12 protein-coding genes are annotated in these 15,430 nt (G+C 66.5%); all 12 read right to left on the bottom strand.

All coding sequences use genetic code 11. The annotated features are described in order from the left end of the window. Window positions 1–6: 6 nt before the first annotated feature. Complete coding sequence (locus WIX39_RS05520) at window positions 7–438, bottom strand: hypothetical protein (RefSeq protein ID WP_285411677.1); 432 nt, start codon at window positions 436–438, stop codon at window positions 7–9. 11 nt (window positions 439–449) lie between these two features. Further along, entirely contained in the window at window positions 450–2,819 is a 2,370-nt protein-coding gene (locus tag WIX39_RS05515) for a type VI secretion system Vgr family protein (protein ID WP_409194626.1), read from the bottom strand. Window positions 2,820–2,839: 20 nt separating this feature from the next. Then, window positions 2,840–5,557, bottom strand: coding sequence for a type VI secretion system ATPase TssH (tssH, locus tag WIX39_RS05510; protein ID WP_285411676.1), 2,718 nt, complete (start codon window positions 5,555–5,557; stop codon window positions 2,840–2,842). Further along, the gene (gene tssG / locus WIX39_RS05505; protein ID WP_106936136.1) at window positions 5,554–6,726 is read right to left on the bottom strand and encodes a type VI secretion system baseplate subunit TssG; all 1,173 of its coding nucleotides are present in this window, start codon (window positions 6,724–6,726) and stop codon (window positions 5,554–5,556) included. Before tssG ends, tssH begins: the two co-directional genes overlap by 4 nt. After that, entirely contained in the window at window positions 6,723–8,594 is a 1,872-nt protein-coding gene (tssF, locus tag WIX39_RS05500; protein ID WP_081268114.1) for a type VI secretion system baseplate subunit TssF, read from the bottom strand. The genes tssG and tssF overlap by 4 nt, the downstream gene beginning before the upstream one ends. A 127-nt stretch (window positions 8,595–8,721) precedes the next feature. Further along, window positions 8,722–9,267, bottom strand: coding sequence for a type VI secretion system baseplate subunit TssE (gene tssE / locus WIX39_RS05495; protein ID WP_106936137.1), 546 nt, complete (start codon window positions 9,265–9,267; stop codon window positions 8,722–8,724). Then, window positions 9,264–10,127 (bottom strand): type VI secretion system accessory protein TagJ, encoded by an 864-nt coding sequence (locus WIX39_RS05490; RefSeq protein ID WP_409194625.1) that lies wholly within the window; start codon window positions 10,125–10,127, stop codon window positions 9,264–9,266. The genes tssE and WIX39_RS05490 overlap by 4 nt, the downstream gene beginning before the upstream one ends. A 97-nt stretch (window positions 10,128–10,224) precedes the next feature. After that, window positions 10,225–10,707 carry an Hcp family type VI secretion system effector gene (locus WIX39_RS05485; protein ID WP_081268111.1) on the bottom strand — a complete coding sequence of 161 codons (483 nt, stop codon included), beginning with the start codon at window positions 10,705–10,707 and terminating at the stop codon, window positions 10,225–10,227. A 47-nt stretch (window positions 10,708–10,754) separates the two neighbouring features. After that, window positions 10,755–12,263 (bottom strand): type VI secretion system contractile sheath large subunit, encoded by a 1,509-nt coding sequence (gene tssC, locus WIX39_RS05480; protein ID WP_081268110.1) that lies wholly within the window; start codon window positions 12,261–12,263, stop codon window positions 10,755–10,757. Between the two features lie 26 nt (window positions 12,264–12,289). Beyond that, on the bottom strand, window positions 12,290–12,865 hold the full coding sequence (gene tssB, locus WIX39_RS05475; RefSeq protein ID WP_081268109.1) for a type VI secretion system contractile sheath small subunit: 576 nt from the start codon (window positions 12,863–12,865) through the stop codon (window positions 12,290–12,292). A gap of 87 nt (window positions 12,866–12,952) precedes the next feature. Then, on the bottom strand, window positions 12,953–14,044 hold the full coding sequence (gene tssA, locus WIX39_RS05470) for a type VI secretion system protein TssA (RefSeq protein ID WP_409196322.1): 1,092 nt from the start codon (window positions 14,042–14,044) through the stop codon (window positions 12,953–12,955). A 132-nt stretch (window positions 14,045–14,176) separates the two neighbouring features. Continuing rightward, on the bottom strand, window positions 14,177–15,370 hold the full coding sequence (locus tag WIX39_RS05465; RefSeq protein ID WP_081268107.1) for a fumarylacetoacetate hydrolase family protein: 1,194 nt from the start codon (window positions 15,368–15,370) through the stop codon (window positions 14,177–14,179). Between the last annotated feature and the right edge of the window lie 60 nt (window positions 15,371–15,430).

The raw sequence follows: 15,430 nt of genomic DNA, 5'->3' as shown, positions 1-15,430 counted from the left end.
CCCGCTTCAGCGCACCGGCTGGTCGATGGCGATCTCGCGCGAGACCGGGTCGAAGCGCAGCTTCACGGAGCGCCCCGGCGCGAAGTCGGCAATCTTCACCGGGCTGATCGGGGCGACCAGTTCGGTCTCGTAGGCGGGCGATCCATCCCCGGGCTGCACCTGCAGCTTGAGCCGCACGAGGATGTAGATGCGCTCGACCCGCGTGGCGGTGTCATGGCTCTCGAGCACCACGCCCACGGCCGGCTGGCCGGTACGAAGCACCCGCTCGGCGCGATCGGTGCCCATCACCTGGCGGTTGACCGTGCTCTGTGTGCTCATCACGCGGGTGACATGGCGCTTGGCCACCGTGGTCAGCACGAACACGATCAGCGCGATGACGGCGATGGGAACGATCAGGTACCAGTACTTGGTGAACCACACGGCGAGAAGATCCAACACGTGCCCCGGTTTCAGAGATAGACGGTGATTCCCCTGGGGTTCACCTTGATCTGCGACAAGTCGATCTTCATCGCCCTGTTGTCCGCCGTGAAAACCGTCTGGGTGGTGGTGAACAGGCCCATCGCACCGCTGGAGGAATACACGTCGAACTTGTTGATGGCGCCCGTGAGCGAGTAGGCATTGAACCCCAGGTTCAGCCCGGCAATGCTGGTCACCAGGCCGTTCACGAACAGGGAAGTGCCGTTGAGGCTCACGTTGATCCCGTTGATCCCCATGTTGAAGCCCTTGAAGGCAATGCCCCAGTCCGTGAAGGTCACCTTCTTGGCCGACTTGTCCTCGACATGGGGCGCATCCAGCACGATCTTGGTCGGCGACTTGACCGTGATGTCCGCCGCGGTGCTCTCCAGGTTCATGGGGCCATCGGTCGTCGCCTTCAGCGAGGTGGTCGCATGCACCTTCTGCGCGCCTTTGACGAGATAGTCCTCGTCGCCGTCGACCGTCACCTTCTTGCCCTTGGTTTCCTCGGTGTACAGGCCGACCACCTTGGTGGTCTGGGGACCGGCGATGTCTTCCTTGAGCGAGGTACCGATGATCCGCTCTTCACCGCTGTCGACCGTGTCCTTGCGCTTGCCGGTGACATGGATGGTCTGGTTGCCGATGACGTCGATCTGCTGGTCGCCGCCATCCACCTTGATGAACTGGTTGCCGCCGTTGACGGTGATCGTCTGCGGCCCGCCCTTGTTCACCGTCAGCGTGTGCGGCCCGTTGACCGTCTCGTCGAGCGATGTGTTGGTCGTGTAGGTGTCCGCGCCCTCGATCAGCGTGTCGCGCGTGCCGTCCACGGTGTGGGTTTCGTTGTTCTCCACGCTGAGGCTGAAGTCCTTCTGCGCGTGCATCTTGATCGACTCGCTGCCGGGGTCGTCGTCGATCACGAAATGGTTGGCGAGCTCGCCGTCGCCCTTGATGGTGCGGCTGATGAAGCCGCTGACCGTCGCCTTGGCCGGCAGTTCGAGCGGCGGCATCTGGTCGGCGTTGTAGACACGGCCGATGATGATCGGCCGGTCGGGGCAACCGGCGATGAAATCGACGATCACTTCCTGCCCCACGCGCGGGTGGTTCACCGCGCCGAAGTTCGAACCGGCCCACGCGCTGGACACACGCACCCAGCATGAGCTGTCCTCGTTGCGCTGGCCGTAGCGGTCCCAGCGGAACTGCACCTTCACGCGGCCGTACTTGTCGATCCAGATGTCTTCACCGGGCGGGCCCACGACCGTCGCGGTCTGCGGGCCATGCGTGGTCGGCATCCGCGTGACGCGCGGCGCACGGAACGGAAACGACGTGGGCTGCACGTCAAAGTCGAAGCTGTAGAAACCGTCGGGACTGCCCGTCGCATAGCCGCCCTCGCGCAGGTTGTACGTGACCGAGACGATCAGGTATTCCTTGTTGTCCTCGTCACGCGGCGCGTTCTGCATGTCGAAGCGGTAGCCGGGCGCCATGCCGCGCACGTTGCAGTGGCCGGTGTCGACTTCGGCCTGCGCCTGCGCTTCCTCGAGCCGGATGCGCGCGTAGTGCTCGCCCTGCCCCGCGTCGCTGTAGCCGCCGAGCCACTCGTACATCTCGTAGCGGCCGTGGTCATTCTCGCGCGGCTGGCTGCGCGTGTTGAGCAGGTCGGCCTTGGGCTTCTTGAAGTCGAAGTCGTCGACCACGTAGGTGCCCGGGCGAATCTCCTCGGTCACCTCCCACTGGTCGATGACTTCGCGGCCCGTCTCGCCCGCGCGATCGCTGGCGAGGTAGCCGATGCGCGGATAGCCCGGCAGCGTGTCGTGCGCACCCATGTCGTCGGCCAGAACCAGCGTGTGCTGGTTCTCGTCGTGCCTGAAGTAGTAGTAGATGCCTTCGTGTTCCATCAGCCGGCTCACGAAGGCGAAGTCGGTCTCCTGGTACTGCACCGAATAGTCGCGCTGGCGGTAGGTGGCGCTGAGCTTCTTCTCGAACGCGAACCCGTACTCGCCGAGCACTTCGTCCAGGATGTCGACCACCGACTTGTTCTGGAAGATCTTGCAGTCGCTGGTGCGCGTGAGGTACCAGAGCCACGGCCGCACGAGCGCCCGGTACACCACATAGCGCGACGAACTCTCTTCGCGCCCGATCATCGTGAAGCGCGTGATCTGCCCGTTGAGATAGCGCGGCGTCCCGTCGATGGTGACGATCTCGAGCGTGAGCGGCTTGCCGAGCACCGCCTTCATGTCGACGGATGTGTTGGGGCTCAGCAGGTCGACTTCGAACTCGAAGAGCTCCGACAGCGCTTCCTTGCCGTGCATCGAACGGAACAGCAACTGGTCCGGTGGAAGCGGCGTGTGTGCGGTGACGACTCTGGCCATGCGGTGCTCCCTTTCTTCGCTCAGTGTTCGGAAAATTCGTAGTGGAAGTCGTCTCCCGCCGCGCCCAGCCGCACGGCGGCGAGCTTGCGCGCACTGACCGTGGCGCCGATGACTTCCTCGCTCAGCCGCGGGAGGATCGTGTGCGTGAGGATCGCGTCGATCATCCGGCCACCCGACTCAATGGCCGTGCAGCGCCTTGCGACCAGTTCGACCGCGCTGTCGTCGTAGGCCAATGCAATGCCGTGGTTCGCCTGCAGGCGCGCAGCGATGCGATCGAGCTGAAGCCGGATGATGCGATGCAATGCTTCCGCGTGCAACGGGTAATAAGGCACTACAACCAGGCGGCCGAGCAGCGCGGGCGCGAACACCTTCAGCAGCGGCTCGCGCAGCGCGGCGGCCAGCGGCTCGGGGTCGGGCCGCAGGGCGGGGTCTTCGCACAATTGCATGACCAGGTCGGTGCCGACGTTGGAGGTCATGATGATCACGGTGTTGCGAAAGTCGATGTGCCGGCCTTCGCCGTCTTCCATCCATCCCTTGTCGAACACCTGGAAGAAGATCTCGTGCACGTCGGTGTGCGCCTTCTCGATCTCGTCGAGCAGCACCACGCTGTAGGGCCTGCGCCGCACGGCCTCGGTGAGCACGCCGCCTTCGCCGTAGCCCACGTAGCCCGGAGGCGCGCCCTTGAGCGTGGAGACGGTGTGCGACTCCTGGAACTCGCTCATGTTGATGGTGACGAGGTTCTGCTCGCCGCCGTAGAGCGCCTCCGACAATGCCAACGCGGTCTCGGTCTTGCCCACGCCCGAGGGGCCGCACAGCAGGAACACGCCGACGGGCTTGTTGGGGTTGTCCAGCCGCGCGCGCGCCGTGCGGATGCGCCGCGAGATGGTCTCCAGCGCATCGGGCTGCGCGACCACGCGGGCCGAGAGAATCTCGCCGAGCTTGAGCACCGACTGCGCGTCGTCGCGCACCATGCGGCCGATGGGAATGCCGGTCCAGTCGGCCACCACGGTGGCGATGGCCTGGGCATCGACCGCCGCAAGAATGAGCGGCGACTCGCCCTGCAGCTGCACGAGCCTGTCTTGCGCCTGGGCAAGTTCGGCGCGGATCTCCTGCGCGGTCATCGCGGGCTCGGCATCCGACGTCTGCGCATCTTCCTGGGCATCTCCCGGGGCGTCGTCGGCCTGCGCCGGCACCGCCGCGGGCGAGAGTTGCTTGCGCAGCGCCACGATGCGCTCGACCAACGCACTTTCTTCCACGCGCCGCGTCTCCAGCAGCGCAAGCTCGGCCTGTGCCGCCGCCACCTCCGCCGCGATGTCTTCCACGCGCTGGTGCTCGCCCACGCCGATGGCCGCCTCGCGCCCCGCAATGCCCGACTCGATGCCCAGCACCTCGATGCGGCGTTGCAGGTCTTCGATGGCGGCCGGCAGCGCATGCTGGCTCAGCGCCACCCGCGCGCATGCCGTGTCGAGCAGGCTCACCGCCTTGTCGGGCAGCTGGCGCGCCGGGATGTAGCGGTGCGACAGGCTCACGGCCGCCTCGAGCGCGGCGTCGAGGATGAGCACGCCGTGGTGCTTCTCGAGCTCGGCCGAGATGCCGCGCAGCATCACCACCGCCTTCGGCTCGGTCGGCTCGTGCACCTGGATGGTCTGGAAGCGCCGCGTGAGCGCCGGGTCTTTCTCGATGTATTTCTTGTACTCCGACCAGGTGGTCGCGCCGATGGTGCGCAGCCGCCCGCGCGCGAGCGCCGGCTTGAGCAGGTTGGCCGCGTCGCCGGTGCCGGCGGTGCCGCCCGCGCCCACCAGCGTGTGCACTTCGTCGACGAACAGCACGATGGGCTTCGGGCTCTTCTCGACCTCGTCGATCACCTGCCGCAGCCGCTGCTCGAACTCGCCCTTCACGCCCGCGCCCGCCTGCAGCAGCGTGGGGTCGAGCACCCACAGCGACACGTCCTTCAGCGAAGGCGGCACGTCGCCGGCCGCGAGGCGAGAGGCCAGTCCCTCGACCACCGCCGTCTTGCCGACGCCGGCCTCGCCGGTCAGCAGCGGATTGTTCTGGCGCCGACGCATGAGGATGTCGATGATCTGGCGGATCTCGTCGTCGCGGCCGTACACCGGATCTAGCTCGCCCGCGCGGGCCTTGGCCGTGAGGTCGCTCGCGTACTTGGCCAGCGCGGAGCCGCCGGCCTGCGCGCCATCGCCCTGGTGCGCATTCGCCGAAGCCACGGCCGGCACGCCTTGCGCGGCGGCCGCGTCGTAGTCGTCTTCGGGCGAACCTTCGGTCCACGCCGCGAGTTGCGCCACCAGCACGTCGGGCACGATCTTGTCGAATTCGCGCGAAATGCCCGAGAGCACCTGCCGCAGCCCCGGCGTCTTGATGATGCCCGCGAGCAGGTAGGCGCCGCGGATGGATGTGGCCTCGAAGCGCAGGCTCGCATACACCCACGCGCGCTCGACCGCGTTGTCGACGTGCTCCGAGATGTCGCTGATCGAGGTGGCGCCGTGCGGCAGCCGGTCGAGCGCGCGCACCAGGTCGTTCTCGACCGCGTCGAGGTTCAGGCCCGCGCGCTTGATGATGCGCAGCATGTCGCTGTCCTGCAGCTGCAGTATCTGGTGCAGCCAGTGCACCAGCTCGACATAGGCGTTGCCGCGCAGCTTGGCGAAGGCGGTGGCGGTTTCCAATGCCTTGTAGAGCATCGGGTTGAGCTTGGAGAAAAGCGAGACGCGTCGGATATCTGTCATGAACTTGAGTCGGAGGGAGCCGCCGATGCGGAACGGGAAAACAATGCCTCGGGCTGGAACACCATGTCGCCCGCGTCGGTGTCCTGGAGGCGCGTGCCGAGCCAGCTGCCCCAGCCGAGTTGCTGCCCGCCGCCGAGCTGCATGCCGCGGGCGTCCTGCTTGCGCAGCAGGAGCCGAAGCTCCCACGCGAATTCGATGCCCACGTACTGGCGTACCCAGTCGACCACCTGCTGCAGGCGCCTGGTGCCGGGCAGAAGCTCCTGGAACTCCTGGTGCGACAGCGGGCCGAGCTCGACGCGGAACTTGCTCTGCGCATCGCGCACCGCGATGCCGACAGTGGCGCCGCCGCCCAGCCTGTGGTTGCGGCCCGAGTGGCCGAGCGTGCTGAGCTGGCGCTCGTCGATGCGCACCCAGTCGCTCACGAATTCCTCGATGCGCACGGGCACGTCGAAGTACAGCCGCAGGATCTGGATCAGGCCCTCGGGGTTGCGCGTCTGGCGCACGAGGTGGCCGGCCATGAACGTGCGCGCATGGTCGGCGATGCGGTCACGCCCCTTGAGGCCCGGCTGCCCCATGTTCATGAGGCTGGCGACGTAGTCGACGAAGCGGTGGCCGTCGGGGCGGTCGAGGCTGTTGACCGACTGCGCGTCGGCCCAGGCCCGGTAGAACAGCAGGATGAGCCGGTGATGGAACAGGTCGGCGAACGCGCTCAGCGTGTCGTCGGCATGGTGGCGCTTGCGCTCGCGCGCGTACTCGGTCATGTGCAGCGGCAGCGGGCCGTTGGGACCGAACAGGCCGAAGCCGTAGATCGAGATGCGCGGCGGACCGTCCTGCGATGCATCGACGCCCGCCACGTTCGACGGCGCGAAAGCCATCGAGGGTTCCTGCCCCAGGCGCAGCGGCTCGTCGATGGGGCGCGGCGCGCGGCCAAGCAGCGGATGGTCGCTGCGCGCATCGAGCCGGCGCAGCAGCATGAACAGGTCGTGCCCGAAAGGCTGGTCTACCAGCTGCGCCCAGAGCTCGGGGTCGGCCTCGGGCAGGCCGCGCGACACCGGCGTGGCTTGCAGGGGCTGCGGGACGCTGTAGCAGACATCGGTCGAGTCCTGCCCGGCCTCGCCGTCCCGCACCGGCAAGGCCCCCACGTCGTCGGTGAAGCCCTCTTCGCTCATACGGCGGGGCGGCGTCCGATGCGCGGGGTCCAGCGCGCGATTTCTCCGCGCTGCAGGCTGGACAGCGCGAACTCGGTGAATGCATTGAGCGACACGTGGCGGCTGAAGAACTGCTCCAGCACCGCGCCGAACAGGTACGGGCTCGCGCCGGAGAACGCGACCTCGTCGATCTTCAGCGCGATCTCCACGCCGCGCCCGAACACGATCGGCCCCGGTTCGGGCAGGCGGCGGAAGACCGGCGCCAGCGCCATCGAACGCACGCCCTGGATCTGCCGGCGCACGGCCGGATCGGCCAGGTTGCCATAAAGGTCGAGCATCTCGCGCAGCGCGGCTGCACCCTGCGTCGCGTCGACGTCGGTCAGGCTCAGGTAGTTGAGGCCGAGATGGCTGATGAGCCGCCAGGTGAGCGCGCCCTCGGCCAACGCCGGATAGGGTCGCGACGGCCCGCGCAGGATGCGTATCGAGCGCACCGGCGCCGACACGCGCAGCGTGAAATCGGACTCCAGCCCGGTCGGCAGCAGCAGCGGCAGGTCGCGGTTGGTGCACAGCGCGTCGAGCGTGATGTGGCGCAGGCTGTGCGGGAACGGCGCGTCATGCTGGTCGACCAGCGACACGTACACCTCGCTGCCGGTGTAGCTGGTGCGCGTGCCCTGTGCGCGGGCGCGGTCCGACACCAGGCGCGGCTCGCGGCGCAGCGAGAAGTAGGCGCCGAAGTCGCCGTCGTCCGCCGCGAACGAACCCAGGAAGGGCCGGAACTCGCGCTCTTCCGATCCGTTGGCCATGTGGCCGGTCACGCGCTCGACGGTGAAGATCTCGAAGTCGCGCGGCCGCGTGCGGTCGATGACCGCATGGTGCTCGTGCTGGCCAGGCCCGACCGGAATGCGGTCGCTGCGGCGCGGCACGAGGTTGATGATCGGCGTGCAGAACAGCGAGAAGTGCCTGGCATCGACCAGCCGCTCGAGGTCGGCATCGGCGCGGTCGAGCAGGATCACGATTTCCATCGTGTTGCCGCCCATGGCCTGTGCCGCCGCGCGCAGCTTGTTGACGCTGAAGAACAGGTAGCGGTCGGGGAAGGCGAAGTACTCGTGCAGCAGGCGGTAGCCCTGGAACGAGCGCGCGTCGTAGGGCAGCAGCGCCTGGTCGGGCGCGAAGCCTTCGTGGCGGATGGCATCGTCGCCGAGCGGCACGATGCGCGCGGTGCTGCCCGGGCCGCTGCGGCATACGGTGCCCACGGCATGGTGCGCCACGAGTTCGAGCACGCGCAGCGCATGCAGCTCGGCGCCCGACAGGAAGAACTCGAGCCGCTCCAGCGGCATCTCGGAGAAGCGCGCGCCGCCCACCGCTTCGAGCCGGATGGTGAGCGCGCTCTTCGCCTGGCGCGCAACCGCCGGCATGGCATGAGCGATTTCCGCCGGCACCGGGCCGATGCCGGCCTCGGCCACGCGCACGGGCCACAGCGTGACGGCGTGGCCGGTGCGGAACTCGCAAGCCGTCTGCTCGCCCTTGATCATGCGCCCGCGCAGGATGGTGTGGCGCGGCAGCTCGTAGCCGGCCTTCAGCGAGCCTTCGTTGAGGTTGCCGTCGATCTGCACCACGGCCATCGCGGGCAGCGGCGCGAGGAAGTTGGGGTACACCACCTCCAGCAGCCGCTGCGAGAAGCGCGGAAATTCCGCGTCCATCTTGAGCTGGATGCGCGCGGTGAGAAAGCTGAAGCCTTCGAGCAGGCGCTCGACGTACGGATCGCTGACCTCGATGCCGCGCATGCCCAGGCGGCCCGCGATCTTGGGATAGCGCTGCGCGAACTCGGCCCCGAGCTCGTGCATGTAGGTGAGCTCGCGGTTGTAGTAATCCAGCAGCCGCGCATCCATCAGTAGCTCACCCCCAGGCTTCGCGCACTTCGTGTCGCTACGCCTCCCCCCTCACCGGGGGCAACACCAGTGGCCCGGCAAAGCCGGTTCCACGGTGTTTCTTGAACAGAAGGCAAGAGCCACTGCATCACAACCCTCCCGTGGGCCGCAGCACCATGTGGCCGCTCTCCAGGTCCAGTTCGGAACGCAGGATGAATTCGATCGGATAGGGCACCGACCACAGCGTGCCGCGGATCTCCAGCGCAAGCAGGTTGTGGTGCTCGAGGTCGGTCGCGTCGGTCACGCAGCGTACGTCGATGCTGTCCTTCATGATGCGCGGCTCGAAGTCGATGATGGCGGCGCGGATGGCGGCCTCGACATCGGCGAAGTCGACCTCCGACATGCGCCCGCCGGCCCAGCCGCGCACGCCGTAGTTCACCACCGAGCGGCGCGCGCGCGGCATGGCGTTGATGTCGTGGTCGGCACCGAAGTTGGTGGTGTTGAGCAGCCACTGCAGGTCGCGCAGAACCGAGTCGCGCAGCAGCTTGCCGCTCATGAGGAACGCGCCGGCGCGCTCCTGCCGGCTCTGCGGCGCCTTGTCGGTCAGGCGGTCCAGCAGCACGGGCTGGAGACGGTCGCGCGCAACGCTTTCCTGCGACTCGCCGTCGATGCTGTTGTCCATCAATGCGCTCATGCGGTGGCGTCCTCGCGCGTGATCTCGATCAGCCGCAGGTCGAGCAGCGAATGGTCGCCGGCCTCGCTGATCAGCGTGCGCTGGCCGACGCCCGCGTATTGTTCTTCGCCGGCCAGCGGCAGCCAGTCGGTGCGGCGGCCCAGCGTGGTCTCGTCGTCGAGCCCTTCGAGGCTGCCCGGGTAGCGCACGGGCACCAGCCCGTTGAGCGCGCGGCCGTCCTGCAGTTCGATCTCGGCCGGCGCCCACAGCAGGTCGACCAGGTGCTGGGGACGCGAGAACTTGATGCGGCGTACCTCGGGAAGCGGCAGCCATGCGTAGCCCGAAGGCGTGAGCAGTTCCAGCACGGGGCCGATGCGGACGTCGCCGTCGCACAGCCATTCGAAATCGCTGCGCTGCACGGGCTCGCCGTCGAGCGCCTGTACGGCGCGGGCGTCGGAGCGGTCGACGCCGGTCAGGGCGCCGCGCAATGCGGGTGCGTCCTGGCGCGCGCTCTCGCGCAGGGCCGCGGCCTCCTCGGCGCGCTCGGCCGGCAGGGCGGCGGCGGCAACGAGCTGCTCCACCCATTCCGTGTTGCCGCCGACGATGGCCGGCGCGCGTCCGCCGGCCCAGAATTCGGCGCGATGCCGTTCCCCCGCGAGCGCCATCGAACATGTGACGCTGGCGGGCGTGAACGTGGGATCGAGCTTGGTGGCGAGCTTGAGCTGGTCTTCGGCCCGCTGCCACTCACCGCGCAGCGCAAGAAAGTGGCACAGGGCGAGCCGCAGGCTGGCGTTCTGGGGATTGGCGCGGATCTGCCGCTGTACCCATTCGGTGTGCTCGGCCACGGAACGTTCGCCAAGCACTGCAAACCCATCGCCCATGAAGTGTCCTCATTGACTGACCGGCACCACGGCGCAGGGCCGTGGCGCGAGAAAGAGGGAAAGGGAAAAAGGCGGCCGCGCGGGCCGCCGAAGGAAATCAGGCTTCCTTGTTTTCCTTGATGTTCCAGCCCAGCACCGTCTCGGCGCCCTTGCCGCCCTTGTCGGTCTGTTCCCAGTACTGCTGCTTCACCTTCGCGGCCTGGAAGGCGTACTGCACGAACACCGCGTCGGAGCCCTGCTCGGCCGTGTACTGCACCGAGGTGACGAGCACTTCTTCGAGCGTGACGCGCGTGTATTCGATCTGCGAGCCGCCGGCCTTGCACACCGACACCTCGACCTTGCTCAGGTGCTTGCCGCTGGCGCAGTTCTTCATGACCGAAGGCGCCGCCTTGTCGATGCGCGCGAGCACCTGCAGGTCGTTGAAGCTCGCCTTGCCCACGCCACCGCCACCGCCGCTGACCATGTTTCCAGGCTGCGTCGCTCCCCATGCAAACGACTTGATGTCGGTCCAGTCCTTGTGGTTCGAATCCTTCGATTCGCCGTTTGCACCTTCGACGCGCATGAACATGTCTACTGCCATGATTAACCCCCAAAGTTATTTGCGCCCGGATTCGGGACGCTGTTGAATTAGCTGCTGTCCTTCTTGTTGGATGGCAGCTTCGAAACCAGCCGCAACGACACCGTCAGCCCTTCGAGCTGATAGTGCGGCCGGAGAAAAAACTTGGCAGCGTAGTAGCCGGGGTTGTCCTCGATGGCTTCCACCTGGACCTCGGCCGCCGCCAGCGGCTTCATTGCCTTCGTGTCCTGCGACGAGGTGCCGGGACTGCCGTCGACGTAGTTCATGATCCAGTCGTTGAGCCAGCGCTCCATGTCCTCGCGCTCGCGGAACGAACCGATCTTGTCGCGCACGATGCACTTCAGGTAGTGCGCGAAGCGGCAGCAAGCGAACAGGTACGGCAGGCGCGCCGCAAGGTTGGCGTTGGCCGTGGCGTCGGCGTCGTAGTACTCGGCCGGCAGCTGCAATGACTGCGCGCCGATGAAGGCCGCGAAGTCGGAGTTCTTGCGGTGCACCAGCGGCATGAAGCCGTTCTTGGCCAGCTCGGCCTCGCGACGGTCGCTGATAGCGATCTCGGTCGGGCACTTCATGTCCACGCCGCCGTCGTCGGTCGGGAAGGTGTGGGTGGGAAGGTTCTCGACCGCGCCACCCGATTCGACGCCGCGGATGGACGTGCACCAGCCGTACTGCTTGAACGAGCGGTTGATGTTCACACCCATCGCATAGGCCGAATTGGCCCAGGTGTAGCGGTTGTGCGCGGCGGAGTCGGTCTCTTCCTCGAACTCGAATTCGTCGACCGGGTTGGTGCGCGCACCGTACGGCAGGCGCGCCAGGAAGCGCGGCATGGCCAGGCCGATGTAGCGCGCGTCTTCCGAATCGCGCAGCGAGCGCCAGGCAGTGTGCTCGGTGTTCTGGAAGATCTTGGTCAGGTCGCGCGGATTGGAGAGTTCCTGCCAGGAATCCATCTGCATCACCGTGGGCGATGCGCCCGCGATGAACGGGCAATGCGCGGCGGCGGCGATCTTGGCCATTTCGCCGAGCATCTCTACGTCGGGCGGGCTGTGGTCGAAGTGAAAGTCGCCGATCAGCGCACCGAAGGGCTCGCCGCCGAACTGGCCGTACTCGGCCTCGTAGATCTTCTTGAACAGCGGGCTCTGGTCCCAGCCGATGCCCTTGTGGCGCTTGAGCGAGCGCGCGACTTCCCGCTTGGAGGCGCACATCACGCGGATCTTCAGCTGCTCGTCGGTCTCGGTGTTGTTGACGAGGTAGTGCAGCCCGCGCCATGCGCCTTCGAGCTGCTGGAAGTCTTCGTGGTGCAGGATCTGGTTGATCTGCTCGGAGAGCTTGCGGTCGATCTCGGTGATGATGGCCTGCACCGAACGGTAGGCGTCGTTGGAGATGGTGACCGTGTTCTCCAGCGCCTGCACGGCGAGCGTCTTGACGGCGTTTTCCACCGCCTCGCGGGCCTGGTCGGTCTTGGGCTTGAACTCGCGCTGCAGCAGGTCGGAGAACTCGTTCGGCTCGAGCGCCTCGACGGTGGCCTGTGCGCGCGCGGCGCCTTGCTTGGGTGCGGTACTCATGGTGGCGATGTCCTTGCTGCGAGCGCTTATTCGGAAGAGTTGCCGGGCGTGGCGGTGCCGACCTTTTCATTGGCAGCTTCCACGGCCTTGGCCACCGCGGGGTTGGGCGCGGAAGCCAGCGACTTCAGCAGCGCCGGGTTCTGCAGCGCCTGCGCGATGAGCTGCTCGGCACCGTTCTTGCCGTCCATGTACGACAGCAGGTTGGACAGCTCCGTGCGTGCTTCGAGCAGTTGCTGCAGCGCGTCCACCTGCCGCGCGATGCGCGCGGGCGAGAAGTCGTCCATGCTGTCGAAGGTGATGTCGACGTTCATCTGGCCCTCGCCGGTGAGCGTGTTGGGCACCTGGAAGGCGACGCGCGGCTTGATGGACTTCATGCGGTCGTCGAAGTTGTCGATGTCCACCGGCATGAACTCGCGCTCGGCGAGATCGGGCATCGGGTCGATCTGCTTGCCCGCGAGATCGGCGATGACGCCCATCACGAACGGCAGCTGGATCTTGCGCTCGCTGCCATAGATCTCGACGTCGTACTCGATCTGCACACGCGGCGCGCGATTGCGCGCGATGAACTTCTGACCACTGTTCCTGACACGGTTGTCTGCCATAAGCGTCCTCTTGAATCTGAAATGCGTGCGGATCTCACCCTGCCGCGCGCCGGCACACAGCCGCGCGGCACCCTTGCCTTTTTCCTCTTACTGCGTGCCGCTCCCGCCGTTGAGCGGACGCCCCGCGAGGCTTTCTATTTTTTGCAATCCCTCGGGCACGAGTTCTTCGATGATCTGGAAGAAGTTGAGCTCCAGCAGCCGCTGTGCGCGACGTATCAGCATGGGCGACGGATGGCTTGGCTCCGTTCGCTCCAGATACTGGCAGGCTTTCTCCAACAGCACTTGCACATCATCACGGCTGGATATTTCAATATCTTTAATGCGGACGGCGCGTAGTCCTATGCCGACATTTTCGGCAGTACCGTTCGGCATCGGCTGCAACTGCTCATTCGTCTGCGTACCCGCTGTGGAGTGGGACGCAGCGGGGTCGGCGTGGTCTGGCTGCGACTGTTCAGGCAACAGCTGGACCACGGTACGCAGCGATCGCTCGAGCCGCGAGAAGTCGGGCGCCCAGCTCTGGCCGAGCGCACGTTCGGAGGTCTCCCGAATGCGCTGCAGCAGTTCGAGCGCCTCGCGCAATGCCACCACGGGCGGCGCCGCCTTCTCGTGCGCGCGGCGTGCGGCGTCGCGCAGGCGGCCGATGCCGCCGGGGTAGTCGATCTGATCGGTCTTGCTCGAATCGAGCAGCGCTTCGACCTGCCGCAAGGTCATGGATGCGCCACCGTCGTCGAGCAGCCGTGCATCGCGCACGCTACGCCCGAGCCCTTCGGCCTCGGTCAGCGCGGCCAATGCGTTCATGCGCGGCAGAGGATCTTCGAAGCCGTCGTCGATCACGCGCGGATGCACGTCGTCCCAGAATTTCTGCAGTACCGCATCGACGAGCTGCAGGCCTTCGACATAGCCGGGCAGGCCGCGGCTCTCGGTCCAGGCCAGCGTGAGCGGCACCAGCACGCGAAGGTCTCGCGTCCGCGTGCACAGCTGCCTGGCGATGCGCTCCACGCGCGCCCAGTCGGGCGGCTCGGCGGGGATGATGGTCGTGCCGAACTGCTGCTCGCGCTTGCCTGTCGTTGCCTGTTGCAACGCCATGAAGTCGGGGTCGTACTCCAGGTCTTCACCGCACGGATGCGGGCCTTCCACAGGCGACTGCAATAGTTCGATCTCGCTTTGCGACAACCTCAACTCCCTGTTCAACCATTCTTAAGGCTCGGTATCTTGAGGGGAAGCCAACGCGTGGTCAACAACAACGGAGTGCAACGTACTGTCTCTGAATCACAAAGGAGTACAACTTCTCGAAAACATCAAACAGAACGCCTACAACTCCGAAGACAGCAACCCACGCGCACCCAAATTGCGCATCAACGCACTGATACCGAAAGTCCACATCGGCGCCTGGTCCGCATGAACCACGCGATTGACCAGTGCACCCAGCTCCGGCGCGGCAATGCGCACACGGTCGCCTACGACATGGGTGAATCCTTGCCCGGGCCCGTGACGATCTTGTGTCGGAGCGAACATGGTTCCCAGAAACAACATGAATCCGTCGGGGTAACCGTGATTTTTTCCCGTTGTTTGCGAGACAAGATCCAGCGGGTCTCGGCTGATCTTCGACAACGAACTCGATCCCTGCAGCGTGAAGCCTTCGGGCCCCGTCACTTCCAGCGCAACGGTGATGCGCCGCACGTCGTCGATGCCGAAGTGCGCATCGAACAGCCGGATGAAAGGACCGATGGCGCACGACGCGTTGTTGTCCTTCGCCTTGCCGAGCAGCAGCGCGCTGCGGCCTTCGAAGTCGCGCAGGTTGACGTCGTTGCCCAGTGCGGCACCGAGCGTTTCGCCGCGGCTGTTGACCGCGAGCACGACCTCGGGCTCGGGGTTGTTCCACACCGAGCCCGAATGGATGCCGACGTCGGCACCGGTGCCCACGGCCGCAAGCACCGGCGCCTTGGTGAAGATCTCCGCGTCGGGGCCGATACCCACCTCGAGGTACTGCGACCACACGCCCTGCGCGATCAGTACTTCCTTGACCTTCATCGCTTCGGGTGAACCGGGCACGATGTCGGCAAGGTTGTCGCCGAGCACGCCGCCGATGGCCGCGCGCGTGGCCTCGGCCTTCGATGCATCGCCGCGCGCCTGTTCCTCGATCACGCGCTCCAGAAGGCTGGCAACAAAGGTCACGCCGCTGGCCTTGATGGCCTGCAGGTCGCAGGGCGCGAGCAGCCAGGGCTTGGCCGCGTCGCGCACGCTCTCGTCGCTGTTGGCAATGGCTTCGTCGAGCGATGCGATGCGCGGCGCGCCCTGCAACGCACGGCGAACGGCCTCTGCAGGCGATCCCTTGGCTTCGAGCAGGTCGCTCATGGTCGGCGCGAGCTTCGACAGGTCGTACAGGCTGCCGTCGTGCACGCCCACGAGCACGGGGCCGACGCCCGGTTGCCAGAGGCGCCCGACGAGGGTGGCGCGCTCGGCGTCGCTGGGAAGGCTGGAAGAAGCGGAGAGGTTCAGTGGCATGGCGTGATGTCTCTTTGGATGGTGCTACGTGGCATCGTAGCGGCGCATCCGGGAAACGGC

The sequence above is a fragment of the Variovorax sp. AB1(2024) genome (assembly GCF_037482385.2).
In the GTDB taxonomy this organism is placed as follows: Bacteria; Pseudomonadota; Gammaproteobacteria; order Burkholderiales; family Burkholderiaceae_C; genus Variovorax.
Note: the sequence above shows the minus strand (reverse complement) of the source record. Positions and strands in the feature narration are given on the sequence as shown.